The 25,550-nt window shown below is 60.0% G+C and carries 22 protein-coding genes and 1 pseudogene; 12 read left to right on the top strand and 11 right to left on the bottom strand.

Going from position 1 to position 25,550, the window contains the following annotated elements:
- The 3 genes and pseudogenes from ACVWZU_RS11165 to pdxA form a co-directional block, all read right to left on the bottom strand.
- Window positions 1–282: pseudogene (locus ACVWZU_RS11165) on the bottom strand (hypothetical protein); the annotation flags it as partial.
- A gap of 87 nt (window positions 283–369) precedes the next feature.
- On the bottom strand, window positions 370–1,485 hold the full coding sequence (locus ACVWZU_RS11160) for an aldo/keto reductase (RefSeq protein ID WP_457444925.1): 1,116 nt from the start codon (window positions 1,483–1,485) through the stop codon (window positions 370–372).
- 29 nt (window positions 1,486–1,514) lie between these two features.
- Window positions 1,515–2,603: a 4-hydroxythreonine-4-phosphate dehydrogenase PdxA gene (pdxA, locus tag ACVWZU_RS11155; protein ID WP_457444921.1), complete on the bottom strand. Its 1,089-nt coding sequence runs from the start codon at window positions 2,601–2,603 to the stop codon at window positions 1,515–1,517.
- A 183-nt stretch (window positions 2,604–2,786) separates the two neighbouring features.
- Between pdxA and ACVWZU_RS11150 the strand changes: the two genes are divergently transcribed.
- The 5 genes from ACVWZU_RS11150 to chlP all read left to right on the top strand — a co-directional run bounded on the left by ACVWZU_RS11150 (window position 2,787) and on the right by chlP (window position 8,187).
- Window positions 2,787–3,767 (top strand): alpha-ketoacid dehydrogenase subunit beta, encoded by a 981-nt coding sequence (locus tag ACVWZU_RS11150; protein WP_414331610.1) that lies wholly within the window; start codon window positions 2,787–2,789, stop codon window positions 3,765–3,767.
- Between the two features lie 105 nt (window positions 3,768–3,872).
- A complete protein-coding gene (locus tag ACVWZU_RS11145; protein ID WP_457444919.1) occupies window positions 3,873–5,252 on the top strand; it encodes a DUF3084 domain-containing protein in 1,380 nt (459 codons plus the stop codon).
- Window positions 5,249–5,719, top strand: coding sequence for a pre-16S rRNA-processing nuclease YqgF (locus ACVWZU_RS11140; RefSeq protein ID WP_457444917.1), 471 nt, complete (start codon window positions 5,249–5,251; stop codon window positions 5,717–5,719). Before ACVWZU_RS11145 ends, ACVWZU_RS11140 begins: the two co-directional genes overlap by 4 nt.
- Window positions 5,691–6,842: an extracellular solute-binding protein gene (locus ACVWZU_RS11135; RefSeq protein WP_457444915.1), complete on the top strand. Its 1,152-nt coding sequence runs from the start codon at window positions 5,691–5,693 to the stop codon at window positions 6,840–6,842. Before ACVWZU_RS11140 ends, ACVWZU_RS11135 begins: the two co-directional genes overlap by 29 nt.
- A 124-nt stretch (window positions 6,843–6,966) precedes the next feature.
- Entirely contained in the window at window positions 6,967–8,187 is a 1,221-nt protein-coding gene (chlP, locus tag ACVWZU_RS11130) for a geranylgeranyl reductase (RefSeq protein WP_414406886.1), read from the top strand.
- A 7-nt stretch (window positions 8,188–8,194) separates the two neighbouring features.
- On the opposite strand, the gene ACVWZU_RS11125 is transcribed toward chlP, so the two are convergent.
- Window positions 8,195–9,043 (bottom strand): hypothetical protein, encoded by an 849-nt coding sequence (locus ACVWZU_RS11125; RefSeq protein ID WP_457444913.1) that lies wholly within the window; start codon window positions 9,041–9,043, stop codon window positions 8,195–8,197.
- A 376-nt stretch (window positions 9,044–9,419) separates the two neighbouring features.
- Between ACVWZU_RS11125 and ACVWZU_RS11120 the strand changes: the two genes are divergently transcribed.
- The 3 genes from ACVWZU_RS11120 to secF all read left to right on the top strand — a co-directional run bounded on the left by ACVWZU_RS11120 (window position 9,420) and on the right by secF (window position 13,093).
- Complete coding sequence (locus ACVWZU_RS11120; protein WP_457444911.1) at window positions 9,420–10,670, top strand: RNA-guided endonuclease InsQ/TnpB family protein; 1,251 nt, start codon at window positions 9,420–9,422, stop codon at window positions 10,668–10,670.
- A gap of 78 nt (window positions 10,671–10,748) precedes the next feature.
- The gene (gene secD / locus ACVWZU_RS11115) at window positions 10,749–12,095 is read left to right on the top strand and encodes a protein translocase subunit SecD (protein ID WP_414331113.1); all 1,347 of its coding nucleotides are present in this window, start codon (window positions 10,749–10,751) and stop codon (window positions 12,093–12,095) included.
- Window positions 12,092–13,093, top strand: a complete 1,002-nt coding sequence (gene secF, locus ACVWZU_RS11110; RefSeq protein WP_457444909.1) for a protein translocase subunit SecF — start codon at window positions 12,092–12,094, stop codon at window positions 13,091–13,093. Before secD ends, secF begins: the two co-directional genes overlap by 4 nt.
- A 73-nt stretch (window positions 13,094–13,166) precedes the next feature.
- Here the strand turns inward: secF and ACVWZU_RS11105 are convergent, their stop codons facing one another.
- A complete protein-coding gene (locus tag ACVWZU_RS11105) occupies window positions 13,167–14,999 on the bottom strand; it encodes an FAD-dependent oxidoreductase (protein WP_457444923.1) in 1,833 nt (610 codons plus the stop codon).
- Window positions 15,000–15,235: 236 nt separating this feature from the next.
- Between ACVWZU_RS11105 and ACVWZU_RS11100 the strand changes: the two genes are divergently transcribed.
- Window positions 15,236–16,438, top strand: coding sequence for an argininosuccinate synthase (locus ACVWZU_RS11100; protein WP_457444907.1), 1,203 nt, complete (start codon window positions 15,236–15,238; stop codon window positions 16,436–16,438).
- A gap of 92 nt (window positions 16,439–16,530) precedes the next feature.
- On the opposite strand, the gene ahcY is transcribed toward ACVWZU_RS11100, so the two are convergent.
- Window positions 16,531–17,811, bottom strand: coding sequence for an adenosylhomocysteinase (ahcY, locus tag ACVWZU_RS11095; protein ID WP_457444905.1), 1,281 nt, complete (start codon window positions 17,809–17,811; stop codon window positions 16,531–16,533).
- Between the two features lie 94 nt (window positions 17,812–17,905).
- Between ahcY and ruvX the strand changes: the two genes are divergently transcribed.
- Entirely contained in the window at window positions 17,906–18,418 is a 513-nt protein-coding gene (gene ruvX / locus ACVWZU_RS11090; RefSeq protein WP_011433350.1) for a Holliday junction resolvase RuvX, read from the top strand.
- 140 nt (window positions 18,419–18,558) lie between these two features.
- Complete coding sequence (locus tag ACVWZU_RS11085) at window positions 18,559–19,776, top strand: NAD(P)/FAD-dependent oxidoreductase (protein WP_457444903.1); 1,218 nt, start codon at window positions 18,559–18,561, stop codon at window positions 19,774–19,776.
- Here ACVWZU_RS11085 and proC read toward each other — a convergent pair.
- The 5 genes from proC to speB form a co-directional block, all read right to left on the bottom strand.
- Window positions 19,773–20,576, bottom strand: coding sequence for a pyrroline-5-carboxylate reductase (gene proC, locus ACVWZU_RS11080; RefSeq protein WP_011433348.1), 804 nt, complete (start codon window positions 20,574–20,576; stop codon window positions 19,773–19,775). The two genes, ACVWZU_RS11085 and proC, sit on opposite strands and share 4 nt — an antisense overlap.
- A gap of 5 nt (window positions 20,577–20,581) precedes the next feature.
- Entirely contained in the window at window positions 20,582–21,157 is a 576-nt protein-coding gene (locus ACVWZU_RS11075; RefSeq protein WP_011433347.1) for a cell division protein SepF, read from the bottom strand.
- Between the two features lie 578 nt (window positions 21,158–21,735).
- Window positions 21,736–22,419 (bottom strand): YggS family pyridoxal phosphate-dependent enzyme, encoded by a 684-nt coding sequence (locus ACVWZU_RS11070; protein WP_414419351.1) that lies wholly within the window; start codon window positions 22,417–22,419, stop codon window positions 21,736–21,738.
- Window positions 22,420–22,522: 103 nt separating this feature from the next.
- Window positions 22,523–23,371 carry a prohibitin family protein gene (locus tag ACVWZU_RS11065; RefSeq protein ID WP_011433345.1) on the bottom strand — a complete coding sequence of 283 codons (849 nt, stop codon included), beginning with the start codon at window positions 23,369–23,371 and terminating at the stop codon, window positions 22,523–22,525.
- A 72-nt stretch (window positions 23,372–23,443) separates the two neighbouring features.
- Window positions 23,444–24,367, bottom strand: a complete 924-nt coding sequence (gene speB / locus ACVWZU_RS11060) for an agmatinase (RefSeq protein ID WP_414413650.1) — start codon at window positions 24,365–24,367, stop codon at window positions 23,444–23,446.
- A 194-nt stretch (window positions 24,368–24,561) separates the two neighbouring features.
- On the opposite strand from speB, the gene ACVWZU_RS11055 reads away from it, so the two are divergent.
- On the top strand, window positions 24,562–25,314 hold the full coding sequence (locus tag ACVWZU_RS11055) for a DUF561 domain-containing protein (protein ID WP_011433343.1): 753 nt from the start codon (window positions 24,562–24,564) through the stop codon (window positions 25,312–25,314).
- Window positions 25,315–25,550 lie beyond the last annotated feature (236 nt).

The raw sequence follows: 25,550 nt of genomic DNA, 5'->3' as shown, positions 1-25,550 counted from the left end.
GATGGACTGACGCAGCTCCTCGATTTCCCGCAGACGGGCGGCGTTCTCCTCGGCAGACTGGGCGCGGCTTTCTTGGATGGACTGACGCAGCTCCTCGATTTCCCGCAGACGGGCGGCGTTCTCCTCGGCAGACTGGGCGCGGCTTTCTTGGATGGACTGACGCAGCTCCTGGATGGATTGGCAGAGCTCCCGGATTTCTCGGCCGTTGGCAGCAGTCTGTTCAGCCGTCCAAGCCAGCAGTTGTTCCACCCGGTCTAAGCGGTCTTGGCTCTGACTATTCACTCCGATGCCTCGCCTTGTGATGCAATCGATAAACTCCATCCGATTATAAGTGGAGTTAAGCTCAGCCAAATAGGATAGGTGGAATGGTTATTCCCAGAGCCGCCGGATTGGAGAGCGATGCAGCAACTGGTGGGCTTCGGCCAGCAACTCCGGGATAGGCAGATGTTCTGGGCAGCGGGGTAAGCAGTCACCGCATTCGGTACAGCGGTCGGCAAGTGACCCCGGAAACCAATGCCCAGCTTGGCCGAACATGTTGTAGCGGTACCGAGCAAACTCCGTCATTTCGTGGGCAATGGCCAAGTTGCGCAACCGCAGCACTTCGGGAATGTGGATCCCTTCTGGGCAGGGCAGGCAGGCGTAGCACTGGGCGCAGCGGCTGGATCCCAAGCGTTCCTGCTCGGCTTGGCGCAACCGCTCCTGAATCTGAGGGCCATCCACCCACCAACGGTCGGGATCCTGTAAAGCCGACAAGGCCACCTGTAGCTCCTCAGGATGAGTGATGCCCAGGCTGAGGGTGTGAACACGGGGATCCGCCAGCAAAAAACGATAGGCAAACTCCAAGGGGCTGAAAGGGGCACAGCACTCCTGCAGGTGTTGGGGCGGGCGATAGAGCATTCCCCCCTTATCGGCGGGAGAAATAATGAACACGCCCATATCCTGCTGGGCAGCCGCTTCTAGGGCCGGTGCATTGCGCTGTTGGAAAAAGTGATAGTGCAAATTGACAAAGTCAAAGCATCCTGTCTGGATGGCCTGCAAAATTAACTCCAGGGATCCATGGGTGGAAAACCCAATGTGGCGCACCCAGCCTTCCTGCTGGAGCTGCTGGAGAATCGGCAACCCTTTCTGCAGCACCCACTCCAGATGTTCCGGCAAGTTGATGCCATGAAAGGCAAATTGATCCAAGTAATCCACCCGCAGACGGCGCAGGGATCCCTGAAGCCGCTCTCGCAACCCATCTGTGGGAGTGAGTTTGCTGGTCAGAATCAACTGATGGCGTGAAAAGGGCAGGGTTTGCAAAATCTCGCCCAAGAGCACCTCGGCATGGCCATAAGCCTGAGCCGTTTCGATGTGGTTGATCCCTGCGGCTAGGGCTGCCTCAACGGTTGCCTGAGCTTGATCCCTGGGCACATTGACCAAGCGCATGCTGCCCAGAGAAAAAACCGAGACCAGCTGTTGGGTGCGCCCAAAGCGACGGTAGAGCATTCCGGTTGAGGTAGCACCGGCAACTTCCATCAAGCCACCCCCTGGAAACGAGAAACGGCCTCAGATTGTCGGGTACAGACGGCATTTCCCTCAGGGGATTGGGGGTTTTTGCCCAGCAGTTCTGCCGCCAGCAGGATCGCCTGCTTGAGGCTCTCGCATCGGGCCACCCCTTGGCCGGCAATGTCGAAGGCAGTGCCATGATCGGGAGAGGTGCGAACAAAAGGCAACCCAATTGTCAGGTTGACTGCCCGGTCAAAAGCCAGCATCTTCACCGGGATCAAACCTTGATCATGATAGAGAGCCAAGTAGGCATCTGCCACAGTTGGGGATCCCTGGCCATGCCAGGCTTGCGCGGGAGCCAGCCACAGGGTGTCGGGGGGAAGCGGCCCCCAAATTTGGGCGTGGGCATAGGTGCGCAGCAGCTCGGTCAGCCATTCTTTTTCCTCCGATCCCAGTTGCCCCTGTTCGCCGGCATGGGGATTCAGGCCGGCCACTGCAATCACAGGATCCGGGATCCCAAAGGTGTGGCGCAGGGATCCCACCAGCACATTCAGCTTTGTCCGCACCCGCTCTGGGGTCAGCACGGTGGGCACTTGGCCGAGGGGAATATGGGTGGTGGCCAGCAAAACCCGCATCTGCCAACCGCTGTGGGGGGAACGGGCAACAAACATCATCCCGTAGTGCTCAGACCGACTCAGCTGGGCCAAAACTTCTGTTTGACCAGGGAACCGATGGCCGGCTCGATGCCAGAGATATTTGGCGATGGGCGCTGTCACGATCCCCTGAAACTCGCCCCGCAGCGTCTGTTCGACTGCCGTTTTCAGGTAAACAAAACTGACCCCACCACTGTCAGCATCCCCTTGACCAATACAGCCAGGCTGTAACCGAAAGCCTGTGTCGCATTCCAGCATCGGGATCCCTGCCGGATGGGCCAATGGAGCCGGCGACCGATCTCTCAGCAGGCGATAGGTGGCTTCTAGAACCTGCCGATCCCCTACAACCGTGATGTGGGCGCAAGACTGCACCTCAGGATCCGCCAGCGCCTTGAGCACAATTTCCGGCCCAATTCCCGCGGGATCCCCCAAGGTCAGCGCCAGTTTGGGCCGTGGAATGCTCATGGTGTCTTTTCTTGAGAAGACGGACGATCCCCATGTTCCAGGGGAAAGAGAGTGCTGAGGAAAGCTGTGGGGAAGGTCGCCATCCCTTTGAGCCAGAATTCTGAGCTCAGCCTATCAAGTCAGCTGCAAGGGGATCCATGCCGGCAAAATGGTTTAATGAGGGTTTAGCGATATTGAACCTCTATGGCCGAGACATTCCTTTACAACGCCTTGCGTGCTGCCCTCGACGAAGAAATGGCCCGGGATCCCAACGTATTTGTTTTGGGAGAAGATGTCGGCCATTACGGTGGCTCCTACAAAGTCACCAAAGACCTGTATCGCAAGTACGGGGAGATGCGCCTGCTGGATACCCCCATCTGCGAGAACAGCTTTACCGGCTTGGCCATTGGGGCAGCCATGACCGGCTTGCGCCCGGTGGTGGAAGGGATGAACATGGGCTTTCTGCTCCTGGCCTTCAACCAAATTGCCAACAATGCCGGTATGCTTCGCTACACTTCTGGGGGCAACTTCAAGATCCCGATGGTCATCCGCGGGCCGGGCGGGGTGGGTCGTCAGTTGGGAGCAGAACACTCGCAGCGGCTAGAGGCCTACTTCCAAGCGGTGCCCGGGCTTAAGATCGTGGCCTGTTCAACTCCCTATAATGCCAAGGGCTTGCTCAAGTCCGCCATCCGCGACGACAACCCCGTTCTCTTTTTCGAGCATGTGCTCCTGTACAACTTGAAAGAAGATCTGCCAGAAGAGGAATACCTTTTGCCTCTGGACAAAGCCGAAATCGTCCGATCCGGCTCCGATGTTACCCTGCTCACCTACTCCCGCATGCGCTACCACGTGCTCAAGGCCGTGGACACTTTGGTGCAGCAGGAGATCGACCCTGAGGTGATCGATTTAATCTCGCTGAAACCTTTAGATATGGGAACCATTGCCGCTTCGGTGCGCAAAACCCATCGGGTGATCATTGTTGAGGAAGACATGAAATCGGGTGGCATTGGGGCGGAACTGACAGCTCGCATCATGGAAGAACTGTTCGATGAGCTGGATGCGCCGGTGATGCGTTTGGCTTCGCAGGACATTCCCACCCCCTACAACGGCACGCTGGAGGCGGCCACCATCGTGCAACCTGCAGATATTGTGGCGGCGGTGGAGCGGCTCCTCTACGCGGATTAGAACCCCCAAAAATCCCTACAAAACAGCGCCGAAATCTATCTCCCAGCAACTTGCAAAATCCTCAGGGCAACCTTGCTAAGATTTCCATGGCAGGGATCCACGAATATGCAAGGCGTACTGCTGATCCTCTACATGTTGGTTGTCAGTGGCCTGATTGCCGTTGTTGGGGATCGGGTGGGCTACCGCATTGGCAAAAAGCGCCTTACCTGGTTTAACCTGCGCCCCCGCCATACCGCCATTCTGGTGGCCGTGGTGACCGGTGTGAGCATCTCCGCGCTGACCTTGGGCACACTGCTGCTCCTCAACCGCTCTCTGTCGGAGGCCCTGTTCAGCTACACCAACCAAATTGCCCAGGCGGAGCAAGAGCTGCGGGCCCTCAACCGCCAAAAAGCCCTCTTGGAAGCGGAAAATGCCGCTCTCAGGGTTGAGCGGGATCACCTCAAGATGGATCTCGACCAATTTCGCAGCCAGCAGTCGGCAGCCCAAACCCGCCTGAGCGAAGTGCGCGATCAGCTGGCAGTGGCGCTGCAGGAGCGGCAGGAGGCGGAGGCCAAGCTGGCGGCAGCCAACGAGCAACTGGCCAAGGTGCAGCCCAGTTTGGATCGAGCCCATGCCGAGTTGGAGGCAGTGAAGGCAGAGGTGGAGTCGGCCCGCCAGGTGATCGCCACCCTGGAGTCGCAAAAACAAGCCCTGCAACTGGATCGGGATCAGCTGGAGCGCTCCCTGGATGTGGTGCAGGCGGCCTTAACCCAACTGGAGAACCAGAAAAACCAGCTTGAGCAGGAGATCGAGCAGCTCAACCAATTGGCGGTGCGGCTGCGGCGGGGGGAACTGGCCATCTTGGCGGGGGAAGTCTTGGCAACGGGGGTTGTGGAGGCTCCAAGGGGGGCAAAGCCAGAGGCGATTCGGCAGCAGTTTGAGCACCTTTTGGCCCAGGCGGAACAGCGAGCCCTTGCCCTTGGATCCCAGCCCATGCCCCCTCTGGAAAACGCGATCCTGATCCGCCGGGAGGATGCCGATCAAGCCTTGGAGAAGTTGCAAGAGCCCGGTAGCTGGGCGGTGCGCATTCTCTCTGTTACCAACCGGCTCAAGGGGGAGCCTGTGCCTGTGCTCGTGCAGATTTACCCCAACCAGCGGATTTTCGCCAAGGGATCCGTGCTGGCCCACGGGGTGATTCAACCGGGTTTGAGCGAAAATCAAATCCAACAGCAACTGCTGGGGCTGCTGAACCAGGCCAATCAGCGCTCGCAAGAGGAGGGGCTTCTCTCGGATCCCATCACCGGCACTGTGGGGGAGTTCTCCCAGGTCAAGTTTCTGGAGGTTGTGCAGCATCTCCGCCAGAGCACCACCCCTCTGGATGTGAAGCTAGTTGCCGACACCGACATCTACACGGCAGGACCGTTGCGGGTGAGTTTTCTGATGGCGGAAGCTTCCGGTCAACCCGGCTCTTCTGGGGCTCAGCAGGCGGGGCGTCCTGAGGGATGACGGATCCACTCCACCCGGCAAGACTGAAGGGCCAACGAGTGCTGATCGGTTTCGACCCAGGGCGCGACAAGTGCGGCATAGCTGTGGTGCAGGTGCAGGCGCTTGCGCCAATGGAGCTGAAGGTTTTACACCGGGAGGTGGTCCCTTCCGCGGCAGCGCTGTCTAGACTACAAACGCTCCGGCAACAGTTTCAGGCGGAGCAGGTAATCCTGGGCAATCAGACGACGGCCCAAGCCTGGAAGTCTCAACTGGAATCCATTCTCCCCCCGCAGCAGATTGTCCTGGTGGATGAGCGGCACAGCTCCCAAGAGGCCCGTCAGCGCTACTGGGATTTTCACCCACCGCAGGGATGGCAGCGGCTGTTGCCCAAGGGGATGCGGGTGCCGGCCAAGGCTTACGATGATCTGGTGGCTCTCATTCTGGTGGAGCGGTACTGTCGTGGGCGAGATACGGCTGAGCCGACGTGAGCTGCTGCAGGGGATCCTGCTGGGGCTAATGGCGGCAGGATGTGGGGGGCCGGATGCACACCTGCCTCTTGTCGTGGCGCTCAAGCAAGGGATCCCTGCCAGTTTGCTCAACGAGTTTCGCCGCCGCACCCAGGCCCGCTTTCGGCTGCAACTGTTGGATAGTCGGGATCAGTTGTTGGCCTATCTGCAGCAAAGCGTCCAGCCGGCTGATGCAGCCTGCTGGGATCCGGGGGGATGGTTCCGGCGGCGGCTGCCGGTGGCGGCTTTGAGTTTGTTGGGGGCCGACGCTTTGGATCGGGCCATAGCTGCCGGTTGGCTGGCTCCTCTGCCGGCAAGCCTGCTGGGAGAACGATGGCAGAATCTGGATCCCCGTTGGCAAGCTGCGGCACTCCGGGAGGGGCAGATTTGGGGTGTGCCCTGGCGCTGGGGGGTAACGGCCATTGCCTACCGCCGGGATCGGGTGAGGGAGCCCATTCGGGACTGGGCGGATCTGTGGCGGCCTGAGCTGGCCGGCAAACTGACTCTGCCGGATCACCCGCGGGAGGTGATTGGGCTAACCCTAAAGAAAATGGGCCGCTCCTACAACGATCCCCTCAACCCTGAGGATGTGGAATTACGGCAAGAGCTGGGATCCCTGCATCGCCAGGTTTTAACTTACACCTCTTCCGACTACCTGCCCATCTTACGCTTGGCCGATAGCTGGGTGGCCGTGGGCTGGTCGCAGGATCTCTACGCCACCCAAGCCAACTACCCTGAGCTGGCAGTGGTGATCCCGGCCTCCGGATCCGCCATCTGGTGGGATGTCTGGGTGCGACCCCACGTCGAAGACAATGCCCACGAAGACAATGCCCACACAGAATCAACCCAGACCGATTCCGGATCCCTGTTGGCTGACTGGCTTGATTTTGTCTTGAATCCTGAATTTGCCCCCCGCTTGGTCAATCTGAGCGGGATCCCTTCGGTTTTGCCGCTGGATTTGGCTCAACTTGCCCCCCGCCTGCAACGCAGAGCCGACTTGCAAATCTCCACTTGGCAACGCTCGGAGATCTGGCGCCCCCTGAGCTCAGCCGAAGCCGAGTCCTATCTCAACCTCTGGGATCAAATGCGGCGGGGCCTTTTGTAGAAACACAGCGAGCGCGAGCCCTCCACTCTGCAACACTTCGTCAAGGTCCGCAATGCTTCTGAGGAGCTGTGGTAGGATGCCTGCTGTCTGATGAGCCAGTTGCACTTGCATCGAGGAGAGCACCTTGAGTCTGAGAGTTGCTGTTGTGGGGGGCGGCCCAGCCGGAGCCTCTGCTGCCGAAGTTCTGGCCCAAGCTGGAATCGAGACCTTTTTGTTTGAGCGGAAGCTGGACAACGCCAAGCCCTGCGGGGGCGCCATTCCCCTCTGTATGGTCTCCGAGTTCGACCTCCCCGAGGGGATCATCGACCGCAAAGTGCGCAAGATGAAGATGATCTCCCCTTCCAACTATGAGGTGGATATCGCCCTCGAAAAAGAAAACGAGTACATCGGCATGTGCCGCCGCGAGATCTTGGATGCCTTCTTGCGCAATCGTGCCCACCAAAAAGGGGCGGAGCTGATCAACGGCAAGGTAATGCATCTGGAAATCCCCCAGAATGGCCGGGATCCCTACATCCTGCACTACAACGATTTTTCCGACGGATCGAGGCAAGGGGTGCCGCGTTCTTTGGCTGTGGATGTGGTGATCGGGGCGGATGGGTTCCACTCCAAGGTGGCAGAAGCCATTGGTGCTGGCGACTACAACTATGCGCTGGCCTTTCAGGAGCGCATCCGGCTCCCGGACGACAAAATGGCCTACTACGCAGAGCGGGCAGAAATGTATGTGGGGGACGATGTTTCTCCAGACTTTTATGCCTGGGTGTTTCCCAAGTCCAACCATGTAGCCGTGGGCACCGGCACCATGAGGGCAAACCAAGCCCACATCCAAAAGTTGCAAGCTGGGATCCGCGCCCGTGCTGCCGAGCGGATTCGAGGAGGCCAGGTGATCAAGGTGGAAGCCCATCCGATCCCAGAGCATCCCCGCCCGCGCCGCGTGGTGGGCCGTGCTGCTTTGGTGGGAGATGCGGCGGGATACGTAACCAAATCCAGCGGCGAAGGGATCTATTTTGCCGCCAAGTCAGGCCGCATGTGTGCCGAGACCCTTGTCGAGACCTCCAACGGTGGCAAGCGCATTCCCACAGAGGAGGATCTAAAACTGTATCTCAAGCGCTGGGATCGCCAGTACGGCCTGACCTACAAGGTCTTGGACATCCTGCAGCGGGTGTTCTACCGTTCCAATGCCACCCGCGAAGCCTTTGTGGAGATGTGCGCCGACCGGGACGTGCAGAGGATGACCTTTGACAGCTACCTCTACAAGACGGTGGTGCCCATGAGCCCTTGGGTGCAGTTCAAGATCACGGTCAAAACCCTGGGCAGCCTGATTCGCGGCAACGCTTTGGCTCCCTGAAGTAACCCTACTGCCACTGGAAGGTCACCGTGACGCGATCCCAATTGGCCTCGGTTTTCAGCACACTGGCGGAGGCCCTTTGTCCGGGGGGCACGTCGCTGGGCTCAAATGCTGCCACTCGCGTATCGACAACTTCTTCTCCCTGATAGAAGGTGAAACGAGCACGGGCGTTGAGAACCGTGCGGGTGCTGCGGTTGATCGCTTCCACGCTTAGGCGGCTACCGGCCCCCACTCGTTCTTCCCGAATGGATCCCACGATTACAAAATCTCCTGGGCTAGCGGCAGACTCGGCTGGGGTGGCGGTCGGAACTGGGGTGCCAGGCTGTGGGGCCGTCTCGCTTTGCTTGGGATCCGACTGCCTCAGCAGCTCCAAAACACGGGCCAACTCCTGCTGAAAGAAAACAAAGGCTTCCCGCGATTGGTTGGCCACCTGGGCCAAAATCAGTCGATCCGACTCCTCTACCGGAATTTCCAGGAGGGGAGCTGGCCCTTTTAGGGTGACTCGGATGCTGGCGACTTCTTGGTTGATGAACTTATCCAGGTAGGGAAAGATGTTGAGAATGCAGTCTTGAAAGGATCCCATCGGCATGATGCGATTGTTGGTCAGCACCAAGTCGGCCCGCTCACAGCTAGTCCGATCCTCCATATCAATTTCCAAGGGCACCCGAAAGGAGCCGAGGCTGGTGTTGGTGATGGTAACCCCAATGCCGTACACCTCCTGCCGCCAGCCATGAACGATCTCCAGGCTAGGGCTGGTCACTTCCTCGGTGAAATACTCTCCGGCCCAGGTCGGGGATCCCCACAGAGGCAGGGCCAGTAGCAGCACAGGGAAATGGCAGGTCAGTCTCCCCTTCACCTCAACCTTCCTTAACTCAACTCGCGGACTTTGGGGCAGAGCAGCGGTGTTTCTTGCTCCCCCGGGATGGCAATAGCCTAACCCAGGGCTGGCGCAAACCAGGGGGAGTCTTTGAATAATCTTTCCAACAATAACGGCTTTGAACTTCGTCCGCTCTGCCCAAAGGGATAGCCCAGTACCCGTCTTCATCGAGCTGGGGGTTGCCTTTGCGGTGGATCCCAAGGGCCATTTTGTCGGGGCAGCGCCACCGGCTTTGCCGTTTTCCGCTGGGATCCCGTCTGCGATAGGATCAGAAAGTCCAGCTTACTAGCGCAGGAGCCCCGCCCTCTGTCCGTAGGACGAGGGTCGGGAGGAATGCGGAAGTTACGATAGAACCATGACCCAAGTCCTGACCGTCTCCTGCAAGCTCAAGGTGTCCCAGTCGCAAGCCGCAAAGTTGGATGCGACAATGGATGCCTTTGTGCAGGCGTTGAACTGGGTCAACCAAAACACACCAGAGAAGGTAGTTAACGCCGTTAAACTTCAATCTCTGTGCTACCGCCAAATCCGGGCCCGGTTCGGCTTGTCCAGTAACTTGGCAAGGACTACGTCCCGCTTACGCGACCAGCAGGTCTGCAGACGGCTGGCCGGTGCCCGTAAAGTTGCCCGACAGAAAAACCGTCCGGTCAAAGCGTTCAAGAGAGGCTTTGCGACCTACGATGCCCGTATCTTTTCGTTTCGCGAGAAAGACTGGACGGTGTCGCTGACCACGGTTGGGGGTCGGGAGCGCTTTGAGCTGGCGATTGGCCGTTACCAGAGAGAACAGTTGGCAGGCTCCAACCCCAAATCCGCCACTCTGGTCAAGCGCAAAGACGGTTTCTACTCCATTCAAATCTGTGTGGAAACGGAACCGTGCCCACCGCAAGGCACGGATAGAGTGCTGGGCGTGGATTTGGGAAGGACGGATATTGCTCATACATCGGAAGGAGATAACTGGAATGGACAGCAGTTGAACAAAGTCCGAGACCATCACTCGCGGTTGAGGGCGGTACTTCAACGCAAAGCCAGTAAGGGCACCCGCAGTTCGCGGCGCAGATGCAGAGAACTGTTGCAACGGCTGTCTGGCAAGGAGAGACGCTTTCAGTCGCGTCAGCGTTGCGTAGCAAAAACGTGGGTCAATCATCGCATCTCCAAAGTTATTGTCTCCAGGGCAAAAGCTACCAACAGCGCTATCGCCCTGGAAGACCTGACAGGGATCCGAGAAAGGGTCAATCAACAGCCGCGGAGCAAAGCCGAACGGCGCAGGGCCAACGGTTGGGCGTTTTATCAACTCCGTCATTTTCTGGAGTACAAGGCTCTGCGTGCAGGGGTTGCCTTGATTCTGGTACCGCCTGCCTACACGTCGCAGACCTGCCACCGGTGTTTGCACATTCATCCCGACCCTGCGCAATCCTACCGCAGTGGAAAGAAGTTTAAGTGTAGGCACTGTGGATGGGAAGGGGATGCGGATTTGAATGGTGCGAATGTGATTGCGCTCTTGGGGGCTGTCGTAAACCAGCCTAGAGGTTCGGGCTTGTTTTGTTCTCTGGTAGAGCATAACAGGCTCAGGGCTACTGAAAGCCCGCGCTACACTGCTAAGGCGGTGTAGGGTCGGGTAGTTTACAAAGTGCCAAAATCCTAAGAGCCTCAGATCGAGTGCGACCGTGTTCCTCACCTTCTCAGCAGTATGGCTAGATCCTCAGCGTCGTGGCTCAGTCGGCTCTCCTTTTTGCGAGGGCTGATCTTCATCTTGGCCGTGGTGGTTGCCCTCGTTTACCTGGGCTTCAGCCGGGAGGTTCGCCTTGGCCTTGACCTCAAGGGAGGAACCCAGCTCACGCTACAAGCTGTGCCCACCGAGGAGGTGCCTGAAATCACCCCCGAAGTGATGCAGGGGGTAGAGGCCGTCATCCAGCAGCGGATCAACGGGCTGGGGGTGGCTGAGCCTCTGGTGCAGATCAGCGGCCAAGACCGCCTGTTCGTGCAGTTGCCGGGGGTGGCGGATCCGGATCGGGCCATTGCTCTCCTTGGAGATACAGCCCAACTGGAGTTTCGCAAGGGCTTGGTTCCCGTCGGCGCGCTGCCCCGCAACGAGCGGGGAGAGATAACAGCGGGGGAGGATCCGGATACTCTGTTTGAGCGGGTCGGCCTCACCGGGGATCTGCTGCGCAATGCCTATCCCCAAGCCCCTCGCCGCGGATCCCAGAGTTGGGAGGTGCTGCTGGAGTTCAAGCCGGAGGGGGCAGAAAAATTTACTCAGCTCACCCGAGATCTGGCCGGAACAGAACGTCCATTGGGCATTTTTCTGGACGACGTGTTGATCAGTGCCCCGATCGTGGGGCCGGAGTTTGCCCGCACCGGCATCACCGGCGGGACGGCGGTGATCACGGGCAATTTTACGGTGGAAACCGCCACTGACTTGGCGGTCAAGCTCAGGGCAGGAGCGCTGCCGGTTCCCATTCAGGTGATTGAAAATCGCACTGTCGGGGCCACTTTGGGGGAAGTGAGCGTGCGCCGCAGCCTCTATGCCGGGATCGGGGGCCTGGTGCTGGTTTTCCTCTTTATGGTGGCCTACTATCGCCTGCCAGGGCTGATTGCGGACATTGCTCTGCTTATCTACGCCCTCTGTACCTTTGCTCTCTTCCAACTGCTGGGGGTAACCATGACTCTGCCGGGGATCGCCGGCTTTATCCTCAGCATCGGCATGGCGGTGGATGCCAATGTGCTGATCTTCGAGCGCATCAAAGAAGAGTTGCGGGCCGGCAAATCCATCTACAAGTCCATTTCGGAAGGGTTTAACCGCGCCTTCAGCAGCATCCTGGACAGCAATGTGACTACCCTTTTGGTCTGTGGCGTGCTTTTCTGGCTGGGGATGGGACTGGTGAAAGGGTTTGCGGTAACCCTGGGCATTGGCATTCTGGTGAGCTTCTTTACGGCCATCACCTGCACCCGTAGCCTGCTCTTGGCGGCAATGGGGATCCCCAGCTTGCGCAAACCTGAGTTTTACGGCGTTCGGATGGAGGCGGCCCAATCATGACGGCTCAAGAGCTATCCCCCGTAGATCCCGCCTCTCGGTTGCTCGACTATCGCTTCGACATTGTTGGACGGAGCAAGCTGTGGTTCAGCTTGTCCTTGGCGGTGCTGCTGGTGGGGCTGGTCAGCATGGCCTTTTCCCTGGCTTCTCTGGGAACTCCCCTGCGGCTGGGGTTGGATTTTTCCGGCGGCACCTTGCTGGATCTGAGCTTTGAGCGGCCTGTCACCACCGAGGAGCTGCGACGGGCGCTGCAGGAACACAACCTGGGCACCAGCATCATCCAGCTGGACACCCAAACGGGCCAGGAAGCCCTGATCCGCATGCCCCCCTTGACTGAGCAAGAGCGGCTGGCCGTGGAAGCCACCCTGCGGCAGGAGATTGCTCCCTTCGAGCGCAACCTGGTCGAGACGGTTGGCCCGACGGTGGGGCGTTTGCTCTTGCGTTCCGGCATCGTGGCCGTGCTTATCTCTTTCGGCCTGATTGTGGTGTATCTGGCCCTGCGCTTTCAGTGGGATTACGCGGTGTTTGCCATTGTGGCGCTGCTGCACGATGTAGTGTTGACCACAGGGCTATTTGCCCTTTTGGGCCTGACGGTGGGTATGGAGGCGGACAGCCTGTTTGTGGTGGCGCTGCTGACCATCATCGGCTTTTCCGTCAACGACACCGTGGTCATCTACGACCGCATCCGCGAGAATCTGCGCCTGGTGAGCCGCAAGGTCAGCCTGGCCGAGGTGGTAAACCTATCTCTGAACCAGACCTTTGCCCGCTCCCTGAACACCACCCTGACGACGATGCTGCCCCTAGTTGCCATCGCCATTTTCGGGGGAGCTACCTTGAAGGGGTTTGCCATTGCCCTGCTCATTGGCTTTACTTTGGGGGTGTATTCCAGCATTTTTATCGCCAGCCCCCTGTTGGTGTGGTGGCGGCAGCAGCGCTATGGCAAAAGTAGCGAAGATGCCCGCGCAGGCAGGGATCCCGATTCACTTCCCTCTGAGGGCTAGGGCCCCGATATCGGAAAAATTGGGTCGATTGGGTGGGGATCTGTCGTTCGCGCTGAGACGGTGTCCTCTGGGTTCACCATTGCAGTCTTTGCCCATGGGAGATCAGGTAGAGCTGTAAATCGGCTATTTTGCCTTGCGGTACGATCTGAGCTGGGATCAGGCCGGGAGCTTGACTGCGCAGCCAAGCCACGGTCAGGCCTGCTGCCGAGCCGATGGTCCATTCACCGTAATGCACGCGGGTGGCGGCGTTGACAATGTGGCTGACGGCGATCCCTTTGCCGCCGATGAGCAGGTTATCCACCTTCTGCGGGATCAGGGCTTCCAAGGGAATGAGAATGGGACGGACGGAAAACTCGTTGACTGGCGCGGAGCTGGCCGAAAGAGAGGGCTCCCAGTTGCGGTAGCGACAGCCGTGGATATCGATGGCGTAGTGGGTAACCCCCACCACGGTAGGTCTGAAGTCCCGCCCCCCGGCGGTGCCGACGCGAATATCCTGCTCCAACATCATGAACTCTGCTTGGCCGTAGGCAGCTCGCCCCAGGATGCGCCGACCTTCGCGGATGTAGGGGTAGAGGCTAAGGCCAGAGCGAGTGCCCAGCAAGGACTCTTCGGCAAACACCAAGGAGAGGGGATAGCCAGAGCGGGATTGAGTTTCCATCAGCCACTCGGCAAACAGCAGGGCGTGGTTTTCTCCATCTTTGATGGCCGAGACATCCAGGCCCCCCAGCCAGTTGTGGCGCTGCCCTGAGGCCACTAGCCGCTCTTCCGTCAGGATCAGGGGCGGGTTCATGATCCCCCAGTCGTTGCCGCGGTTCCAGTTCACCAGCGTCAGGTCGCCTGGAACAGGCGTGCTGTAGAAGGGATCCCGGCGGCCCTTGCTGACGATGCGGCGGTAATTGAAAAAGCTCTGGCCGCTGAAGGTGGGGAAACCCTCCATGTCGAACTCGCGGCGGTGTTCGGCGCGGGAATAGCCCGGCTGCAGCTGGACCAGCTCGGCGCGGGAGCGCCCGCCATCGTCGTGGATGGCCAGCACGAAGGGAAAGGTAAAGGCTTGAGTGCACTCCGGGTTGCTGGCGGGGGCGGCATTGGGCTCTCCGGTCACGTCTCGCCCTTCCGAACCCAGCCGATAGGGGATCCCGGCCCAGCCCACCAGCTCTCCGGTATCGGTGGCATCGATCACGAAGAGTGGGCGGCCCGGCGGCGCTTGTAGACGCAGCACTCGCTTGGCGAACACCTCCGTTTCCTGCCAACTGTACCAGCTCACCAGCTCCCGCCACAGCCGTCCCAGCGGCACAAAGTTGGGATCCCGCGGCTGCCGCTGCACAGCGTAAATGCTTTCAATCTGGGATCCATCGGCGCTGAAGGTGGCCCCCTTAAAAGCCGTTTGGGTAGCCCAGCGGCTGTTGGGGGCATTTTGAGCTGCCTGTTGCAGCCAGGTTTCCACCGCCTGCAGCCCGGCCTGGGGCGGAAAACACAGCCCTCCCACCCAGCAGCTGTTGATCTCGGATACGCGGGTTCCCGGCGGGATCCCTGTCCAGGCCGGCAGATGCACCGGCTGGCTTTCGATCAAGGCCTTGAACTCCAGCCAGTGGCGGGAAAAATTGCCCCGCTGCCGCATCGGCAGCGATTCATCAATGGCCGATACCCCCTGGGAGGTAATCTGACCCCCCAGCCAAGGGGTGAGCTCGATGAGACAGGTCTGCACCCCCCCTCGCATGGCATGGCCTGCCGCTGCCACCCCTCCCAGGGATCCGCCCACCACCACCAGCTCGCACTCCCAAATCTCGTCCGGCTGCGGCAAGGGATCCAACAAGGGCCAACCGTGGGCGGTAAAACGGGGCACCTCCGGCTCGGAGACGGCAACAGGGGATCCCACCTCTGGCTGGGAGAGGGCGGCAAACCCCATCCCGGCCACAAAGCTCAGCAGCGACAGGATCCCCAGCCCCACAGTTCGCTTGGGCTCAGATCCCCGGCACGCCGCAGCCGTCTTTTTGCCAGCCATGCTCACTCACACCCCCGGCCTTTCCCCGGCAGGAGAAATCCCCTTGAGAATAGCTGAGGAAACCGACATTGAGGCCAGCCAGGATCCCTGCCACAGGGCATAATGGGCTAGCAACTTTTTAACGGCAACGGCGGGATCCCATGGGACGGGCAAAGAAGGTGGTATTGGCCTATTCAGGCGGGGTGGATACTTCCGTCTGTATCCCCTATCTCAAGCACGAGTGGGGGGTGGAATCGGTGGTCACCCTGGCGGTGGATCTGGGGCAAGGGGCGGAGCTGGAGGCCATCCAGGCCAAGGCCCTCAGGGCGGGGGCAGAGCAATCTCTGGTGCGGGAGGCTGTCCAGGCCCTCATTACCGACTATGCCTTCCCGGCCATCCAGGCCAACGCCCTCTACGAGCAGCGCTACCCCCTTTCCACGGCCCTGGCCCGACCCCTGATTGCCAAGCTGCTGGTGGAAGTGGCGGAAGAGGTGGGCGCCGATGCGGTGGCCCACGGCTGCACCGGCAAAGGCAACGACCAGGTGCGCTTTGATCTGGCTATTGCTGCTTTAAATCCCCAGCTCAAAGTGTTGGCCCCTGCCCGCGAGTGGGGGATGACCCGCGAGGAGACCATTGCCTATGGGGAGCGCTACGGGATCCCCATGCCCGTGCAGAAGTCCAGCCCCTACAGCATCGACCTCAACATCTTGGGCCGCAGCGCCGAAGCCGGGATCCTAGAAGATGCCGACCAAGAGCCGCCGGAGGAAGTGTATGCCCTCACCCGCCCCATTTCCCAAACCCCTGATGAGCCAGCCTATGTGGAGATCGAGTTCGAGCAGGGGATCCCCGTCGGGCTGGATGGGCAGCGCCTTGGCCCCAAAGCCCTCTTCGAGCAGCTCAACTCCTTAGCTGGCCTGCATGGGGTGGGCCGCATTGACATGATCGAAAACCGCCTGGTGGGGATCAAGTCGCGGGAGATCTACGAGTGCCCCGCTTTAACCGTCTTGATCCAAGCCCACCGCGAGCTGGAGAGCCTCACCCTCACCCGCGATGTCATCCATTACAAGTACGGCATCGAGACCACCTACAGCCAGTTGATCTACAACGGCCTTTGGTACTCGCCGCTGCGGGAGGCTCTGGACGCCTTTATCCGCGCCACCCAGAAAAGCGTCACCGGTGTCGTGCGGATGCGGTTGCACAAGGGCCAGGCAGTCTGTGTGGGCCGTCGCTCCCCTTATTCCCTCTACAACCCCGAGCTGGCCACCTACGGCGCAGGAGACCAGTTCGACCACAAAGCGGCAGAAGGCTTCATCTACGTCTGGGGTCTGCCCACCCGCGTTTGGTCGCAGGTTCACAGAATCTAGGAATCCCCTCCTGGCTCGAGGTTGGGGGGAGCACGCTAGCCCTGCTGCTTGGGATCCCAGACTCAGCTCCCGATTGAATTCCCAAAACCCACTTAAGTCCCGGCAGTCCAGGTGTTGCCGTACTCGATCTGCTCGGGGGTGAGGCTGTCGATTTGGATCCCCATGGCCTTGAGCTTGAGGCGGGCGATGGCCTCGTCCACCTCGAGAGGAATGGGGTGAAGCCCTGGGGCCAAGCGGCCCCGGTTTTTCACCAGGTATTCGCAGGCCAGGGCCTGGTTGGCAAAGCTCATGTCCATGACGCTGGCGGGGTGCCCTTCGGCAGCAGCCAAGTTAATCAGGCGGCCTTCCCCCAGCACCAACACTGACTTGCCCGACTGCAGACGGTATTCTTCCACAAAGGGGCGCACCGTCTGTCGGGAGACGGCCCGCTCCTGCAGCGCCACCAGGTCGATTTCAATGTCAAAGTGGCCGGCGTTGCAGACCATCGCCCCATCCTTCATGCGGTCGAAGTGCTCGCCGCGAATCACGTGCTTGTTGCCGGTGACGGTGATGAAGATGTCCCCCAGAGCAGCGGCTTCTTCCATCGGCATCACCCGGAAGCCGTCCATCACCGCCTCCAGAGCCCGCACCGGGTTGACTTCCGTGACAATCACCTGGGATCCCATGCCGCGGGCCCGCATGGCCACTCCCTTGGCGCACCAGCCGTAGCCAGCCACCACCACCGTCTTCCCGGCCAGAAGGATGTTGGTACAGCGCAGGATCCCGTCCAGGGTGGATTGGCCGGTGCCGTAGCGGTTGTCGAACAGGTGTTTGGTCTCGGCGTCGTTGACGGTCATCACCGGGAAGCTGAGCACCCCCGCCTTGAGCATGGCCCTAAGGCGCACCAGGCCGGTGGTGGTCTCTTCCGTGGTGCCGATGAGCTCCGACAGTTGCTCCTGACGGTGCTGCACCAGCTCCGCCGTCACATCTCCGCCATCGTCGATAATCAGGTTGGGGCGGTGATCCAGGGCAATCTGGACATGGCGGCGGTAGGTGGCCACATCTTCTCCTTTGAGGGCAAACACCGAAATGCCATGGTCCGCCACCAGGCTGGCGGCCACATCGTCTTGGGTGGAAAGGGGATTGCTGGCAATGAGAACGCTATCCGCCCCCCCTGCTTGCAGAGCCAGGGCCAGGTTGGCCGTTTCGGTCGTAATGTGGCAGCAGGCCACCAAGCGCAGCCCGGCAAAGGGCTTTTCTTGAGCAAAGCGCTCCCGGATCTGGGCCAGCACCGGCATCTCCCGCGCCGCCCACTGGATCCGTTGCTTGCCCAGGGGGGCGAGGTTCAGATCTTTCACTTCATGCTTCGGGAAAGACAGGGTAGCGCTGGTCATCGAGTGTTGCTCCAAACAGGGTCATCGAGAGAGGATAGGGGAACGGAAACTGCAAGCCCCAAAGGGGGCCAGGCAGCCATAAAGATCAGCAAGGATGTCGATAAGCCTGAACTATTCTGCCACAAGGGATCCCCTTTCAGCGCTGGGGCTGGATGTAGGCAACCGCCGCATTGGCGTGGCCGGCTCCGACCGGCTGGGGCTGCTGGCTACTGGCCTGGGGGTGATCCAGCGCCGTTCCCTCTCAGAGGATATTGCCCAAGTGCAGGAGTGGATCCGCCGCCGCCAGGCCACCGTGGTGGTGGTGGGGATCCCCCTTCTGGCGGATGGGTCGGTGGGATCCCAGGCCCGCAAAGTCCAGCGGTTCGTGCGCGCTTTGCAGGTGGCCGTGGATCTTCCCATTGTTACCGTCAATGAATACCTGAGCACCGCGCAGGCGGAGTGGGATCTGCGCGAGGCGGGGATCCCGGCCAAAGCCCAGAAGGGCTTAATCGATCAGCAGTCGGCGGCGGTAATTCTCCAAACTTGGCTGGACGAGCGACGGGCTTCCCTGTCAGAAGTGCCGGCTTGGCAAAGCTGGGGCAACAAAGACTACGCTGGAGAAGTCTAGCCGGGAAAGTTTAAATCAATTCAAGCCCAAGGTGGGCCATCCCTCGTTGCCCCTTCTGCATCAGCAGGGTGTGATTGTTCAGTCGGGGCCTTTCGCGCAACTTTGATAACGTCTGATAACGTCACGTGAACCATCCGAGCATGAATCGCATTTGCATTCTTGGGGGCGGCTTTGGCGGGTTGTACACAGCTTTGGAACTGAGCCGGCAACCCTGGCCAGAACCACCCCAGATCACCTTGGTCGATCGGCAGGAGCGGTTCGTCTTTGCCCCCCTGCTTTATGAGCTGCTCACCGGAGAAATGGAAGACTGGGAGGTGGCCCCCCGTTTTCAAGATCTGCTGCCCCCGGGATCGGTGCAGTTTCTCCGCGGATCTGTCCAGGCCATTGACCCTCAAGCCCGCCGCGTGGAGCTGGAAGATGGGCAAAGCTTGGAGTACGACGCGCTGGTGCTGGCGCTGGGGGGAGAAACCCCTCTGGAGAGCGTTCCGGGAGCGGCGGAGTTTGCTTTTCCCTTTCGCACCCTGGCAGATGCTCAGCGGCTGCGCGCCCACCTGAAGGCGTTGGAAGACCGGGATCCGGCTCAGCCTGTGGCTCTGGCCATTGCAGGAGCAGGGGCCAGTGGCGTGGAACTGGCCTGCAAATTGGCAGATCGGCTGGGCTGGCGGGGACGGATCCGCCTCATCGAGTTGGGATCCCAAATCTTGTCCGGCTTTGCTCCCTCCAGCCGGGAGGCGGCCCGAGAGGCGCTGGCCCAACGGCGGGTGCAGGTGGAGTTGCAAACCAAGGTCTTGGGCATCGAGGCCCTTGGCGAGAACGGCGCCCCTCCCTTCCGTCTGCAGCTCCAGCGACTGGAGAGCCAGGAGATTGCTACGGATCTTGTGGATGCTGTGCTGTGGACTGTCGGAACCCGACCGGCAGCGGTGATTGCCAATTGGGCTCTGCCCAAAACCGAGCGGGGACGGCTACAGGTTTTGTCCACCCTACAAACCCCCACCTTCCCAGAGATCTTTGCCTTGGGAGATGCAGCAGCGGTGGTAGATGCGGAGGGCAAGCCGGTGCCGGCCACAGCCCAAGCGGCTTTTCAACAGGCCGGTTATTGCGCCTGGAACCTGTGGGCTTTGCTCACCCAGGAGCGGCCTCTCTTGCCCTTTCGCTACTTTTCTCTGGGGGAAATGCTCAGCCTGGGGGTGGATACGGCGGTGCTTTCTGCCCTTGGCGGCCTCACCCTGACCGGCCCCCTGGGCTATTTGGCCCGGCGAACTGCCTATCTGGTGCGCCTGCCCACCCTAGAACACCAGCTCAAGGTGGGGTGGAATTGGATCACCCGTCCCCTCTGGCAAGGGCTGCTGGCCCGCTAGGATCCCTGTAACTGGCAAGAGCGCTCGTAGGCCGCTCGCACTGCCTGCATCAGGGCTCCCCGCACCCCCGCCTGCTCCAAGGCTTGGATCCCGGCAATGGTCGTCCCCCCTGGACTGGTGACCCGGTCTTTGAGAACGGCAGGGTGCAGATTTTCTTGCTGCAAGAGGGCAGCAGTACCCGCCAAGGTCTGCAGGGCCAACTGGGTAGCAATGGGACGCGGCAGCCCCACCTGTACCCCTCCGTCGATCAGCCCTTCCAGAATCACCGCCAGATACCCCGGCCCGGAACCCGAAAGTGCCGTCACCGCATCCATCTGGCTTTCGGCCACCGTCACCACCTCGCCCACCGCGCGAAACAGCTTCTCCACCTGCTCCACCTGCATAGGCGTCACCCCTGGCCCGTAGCTGATGGCCGTTATGCCCGCCCCCACCAGCGCCGGCGTGTTGGGCATCGTGCGCACCACCTTTTGTTTGGGAAAAGCCTGCTGCAACTGCTGCAAGGGGATCCCGGCCATAATCGAGATCACCAGCTCTGTGGCGGACAGCCGGCCCATCTCAGCCACCACTGTCGGGAAGAGCTGCGGTTTAACGGCCAGAAACAGAATCTCAGACTCTCCCGCCTGGGATGGATCCGCCAACAATCGGATACCCAGCTCCTGCTGCAGGGCCACAGCCTTATCCAGATCAGGCTCCCGCAAGGCCACCTGCGCTGCGGGATAAACTCCCACAGCTACCCAACGCCGCAGCAGGGCGGATCCCATGGCTCCACCCCCGATAACACTTAGCAGTGGCCGCTCCATAGCAACTAGTGCTGACCTACTGCCTGCAGATGCTCATAGGTGCTGGGCCAGAGGGGGGTAGGGCTTTGCAAAGGGCGCTGCAGCGGCTGCACCACTTGGCTACTGGGGGTGGAAACCATCACCGTGCTGGGGGTGAACAAAAAAATGTTCTCTCCGATGCGCTCTTGGTGGCCATCGATGGCGTAGGTGCCGCCGGCAACGAAATCCACAGAGCGCTGCGCCTCAGCGGGATCCATTAGGGTCAAGTTCATGATCACCGTCTTGCGCTCCCGTAGGTACTGGATAACCTGAGCCATCTCATCGAAGCTGCGCGGCTCCATCACCACCACTTCACTGGTGGGTGGGTTTACGCCCGGTAATCCAATCACGTTGCTCCCCATACTGCCCCCTGCTGAGCGATCCCGATGCTGACTGCGCCGATGGCCCCGCGACTCTTCTCGACCGGCAGAGCCCTCCCCCGCTTCCACTCCCCGTTGCCGCCGCCCTCGCGGAAGGGTACTCACTTCCTCCTCTTCGGGGGGAGCAGCCGGTTGGGAACGGCGTCCCTCGTAGAGCAGTTGGTAATCATCCTGCCCTTCCATTTCAGAGTACTCCTCCAGGCCGTCCACGGGATCATTCAGACCCACAAAATCTCTTACCCTGCTCCAGATTCCATTGACATTCATATGCACATCCTCACTACAGGTCATGGGTTTACGGCGAGCGTAGGATTCAGGCTCTTGATTGGATCCTGAGTGGCTCACTCAAGCTAGGGGGCGTCCTTTTATTCTCGGTCAAAGTCTTTCAATAGGCTGAGACAGGGTTTGCTCAGGAAGCTGCCGAAGCAGGTGGGGGCTAACGTAGGTTAACAAAACCCCATTGATTCGACGACTAGAGTTTACCCAGAAGAAGTGAAGATGTCATCTCACTTGCCAAGCCGTTGTTTGGCAGGATTGAACTCTGCTCCCCGTCTGGATTGAGCCCACGTTAACGGAAGTAACGCAAATGATTACAAATTTCCCCAAAATTTCCCCCATAGGGCAAATCCTGGGCGGGATCCCCCCGCTTTTGATCGAGCAAAGCCAAACTCTCGCCCCGAAGGTACCCCGCAGGGCGACTCCGGAGTTCGCGGCTTTACACAAAATTTAATCACAATTTAACAGCTTCACAGAGGCCACATCTATTTCCGCTCGGCGTCGGCAAACAAAGCGCGCCCCAGCCGGATCAAGTTAGAGCCTGCTGCCACCGCCAGGAGGTAATCGTCGGACATGCCCATGGAGAGGGTGTGCACCTGCAGATGTTCATAGCCGCTGCGCTGGATGTAATCGGCCAGTTCGGCCAGCTTGCGAAACAGGTCTAGGGCCGCCTCTGAGCTCAAGCCCAAAGGCAAAATGGTCATCAGGCCCACAATTTGCACCTGCAGCAGTTGGTTCAGTTCGGGGAGGCTCTGCAACAGATCGGGGATGAGCCAGCCGAACTTATTGGGATCCGGAGCCAATTTAACCTGCAGGCAAAGCTTGGGGGTGAGGTGCAGCTCCCAGGCTTTTTGGTTGATCAGCTTGGCCAGGCGCAAGCTATCGACGCTGTCGATCCAGGCAAATTGCTTGAGGGCCGGTTTGACTTTGTTGGTCTGCAGATGCCCGATCAAGTGCCAGACGATATCGGTCAGATCTTGCAGTTGCCCTTGTTTGACGGCGGCCTCTTGCACTCGACTCTCCCCAAAGTGGCGGATCCCAGCCCGATAGGCGGCGCGGATGTGGTCGGCAGTGTAGCCTTTGCTCACTGCCATGATCTCCACATGGCCTGGGATCTGGGCTCGGATGGCCTGAATGCGGCTGTGGATGAGCTGCTCGTCAAGGGGCATCGTCAGGTCAGCAGGCCGGGGATCTCTATCCCCATTCTCGTTCCAATTGGCAACAATGCTCTGGGATAGATTTTTGCAGAACCCAGAGCCAACGGGCTGTCCGCTACCGCTGCCAGGGATCCGGTCGGGAGATGATCACGCGGGTGCCGGGCGCCAGTTTGCGCGCGTAGTCCAACTGCACCACTTCTGGGTTTTGCTTCAGGGCTTCCCCCTGGAGGCGAATGGCTTGGGCTTCTCCTTCTGCCAGGATCACCAATCGTTGTTTTTCCAGCTCTGCTTTTTCCACGAGGAAGCGTTCCCGCTCTTTCTCTTGCTCGGCAATTTGCTTTTGCTCGATGGCCGTTTGGAATTGGTCGGAGAAGCGGACATTGCGCAGCAGCACGTTTTGCAAGATCAGGTCATTCTCAGCAAAAATGCTGGAGAGCTGCCGCTCCACATTTTCCTGGATCTGCTCGCGTTCTTCCGAGAAAACGGCGATGGCGCGGTGCAAAGCCAGTTCATTGCGCACTACCGTCCGCACCTCTGGGCGAATCACTTTGTCCACGTAGGAAGGGCCAATGGTCTGGTGCAGGTGGGCCACTTGGTCGGGATCCAAGCGAAAGCGCACCGAGACATCGAGGGAGATCTGCTGGCCGTCGGCGCTGAGCACTTTCAACGCATCATCCCCCTGGTTTTCGGAGCGTTGGGAGGCCATGGTGTAGGTTTGGGTGCGCACGTCGTAGAAGATAGGCGTTTCCACCAGCGGCAGCAGGAGGTGCAGCCCTTCTCCCAGCGGCTGCGGCTTCAGCCCCGTCAGGGAGTTGAACACCACGGCCCGTGTGCCGGCAGGCACCACCACCAAGCACTGCAGCAAGGTGGCCAAGAGGATCAGCAGCAATGCCCCACCCACCAAGGGAATCCAGGACAAAGCGGGAAGTTCAAAAGCAGGACGACGGGGGTGGGCCGATTTCACAGGTGTGTTACCCAAAAACCTAAAGAACTCGAACAGGTGCCCCGGGGATGGCCGGCCAAGCTCTTCTTGAGCTTAACCCAAGGCCGCAGCCAAGATCTGATAGGCCAGTTTGGCGACCGTGAAGGCGCTGCGGCGATCGGTTTCCCGTTCTCCCGTGACCGACAGCTCGACCACATCGGCGCCGATGATTTGCCGTTGCTGTCCTAGTGCCCGAATCAGCTCCACCGTCTCCCACCAGCCCAAACCGCCGGGTTCGGGGGTACCGGTGGCTGGCACAACAGCGGGATCCAGCCCATCCACATCCACCGTCAGGTAAACCTGGGGGCCCAAGGTGGCAATCACCTCTGGGATCCACTCCTGGGCTGGCTTGGTGTGCAAGCTGTGGGCAAAAAAGGTGTGCAGACGGCGCTCGCGAATGGTCTGGCGGTCTTCGGCGCAGATGGAGCGGATCCCCACTTGGGTGAGGCGGCTGCCCACTTGCTCCACCACGCGGGCCATAGCAGAAGCATGGGAATAGCGGGATCCCTCGTAGCTATCTCTCAGGTCGCAGTGGGCATCGATTTGCAGGACGTGCAGCTCCGGATAATGGGCCAGGTGGGCAGCAATCAGGGGCCCGCTGATGGAGTGCTCCCCACCAATGGAAAGCAGGAACCGCCCCGGTCTCACCCACTCGGCAGCGCGACGCTGGATTTCGGCCATAGCCAGCTCCTGGGCGGAAGATCCCAGACCTTCCAACTCCACCGGGGGGGCCGTCCAGTAGCGGGAGATCTCTTCCGAGAAGTCGGGGTGAAGAGCTGGCTGGCGATCCCGTACCTCGTCGTAGATCTCCACATAGGCAGAAGCCTGCAACAGCGCCTGAGGGCCTTTGGCGGTGCCTTTGCCATAGGAGGTGGTGGCCTCGTAGGGGACGGGCAGGAGAATTGCTTGGGCCATCTCCGGATCCGGCTCAGGCAGGCCCAGGAAGGGGAAGGGAGAGCGATACATGATGGCTTGCAAGAAGGGATCCCTATTCTATTGAATCTATTGAAGAATTGTGGTGAGCCAAAAGGACTGGGATGATGGGGTAAAGAGGGATCCCTTGTGGGATTGAGGCAAACCCTCTAGACTGAGCAAAGGCTTCCCCAAGCCCAGTTTTAGCAGCCATTTGTTTTCACTCCTCTTAGACTGCCTTTCCACAAGCTGACGAGCCTATGACCACTGCCTCTCACGCTGCTCTTTTCGACGCTCTGGCCCAACGTCGGGCCCTCAAGATCATCAGCGGTCTACAAAACTTCGACCTGCAGTCGGTTCTGAGCATCACCCGCGCCGCCCAACAGGGAGGGGCCACTTGGGTGGATATCGCTGCCAGCCCCGAATTGGTGCAGCGGGTACGCGCCCAGATCGATCTGCCCATCTGTGTGTCGGCGGTGGAGCCGCAGCAGTTGGCCGCAGCCGTACAGGCAGGAGCAGACATGGCCGAGATCGGCAATTACGACAGCTTCTACCCTTCAGGCCGCATCTTCTCCGCAGCGGAAGTCCTAGACCTTACCCGCCGAACCCGCTCTCTTCTGCCCCGCACGCTCTTGTCGGTAACCGTTCCCCACACTCTGCCTCTGAATCAACAGGCAGAATTGGCCGAGAAACTGGAGGATCTGGGAGCCGATCTCATCCAAACCGAGGGCAGCACCAGTGCCGAGCCGGTTCACGGGGGATCCCTGGGCCTGATCGAGAAGGCTGCCCCCACCCTGGCCGCCGCCTATGAAATTAGCCGTGTCGTCTCGGTACCGGTTATCTGCGCTTCCGGCCTCTCGACGGTAACAGTGCGCTTGGCCATTGCTGCCGGCGCTTCAGGTGTAGGGGTGGGCAAAGCTGTCAGCCGGCTCCAGGATGAAGTGGCCATGGTGGCTCAAGTGCGGGCATTGGTGGAGGCCTTGGGAGGATCTCGGATCCCTGCCCTTGTCTAGGTCGATGTCTGACCGGTAAAAGTTGACCCTCTTGCGCCAGCGTGCGCTGGTGCATTTTTTTTAGATTTTCTTGGACAAGCAGGGAATAAGTAGGTAAGTAGGGCAGCTGAGGGTTGAGATCAGCCGCTAGAAGTTTTGCTGCTCACCAAATTTTCGGGCTGGAGGCCCGCACCATAGCCGCAGGCTTGGTGTCGAGAGGAAAGCCCTCCTCCATATAGGTTTGCTGGTCAAAAGTC

It is taken from the genome of Thermostichus sp. MS-CIW-26, from assembly GCF_054059115.1.
This window is presented reverse-complemented; position numbering and strand designations above follow the sequence as displayed.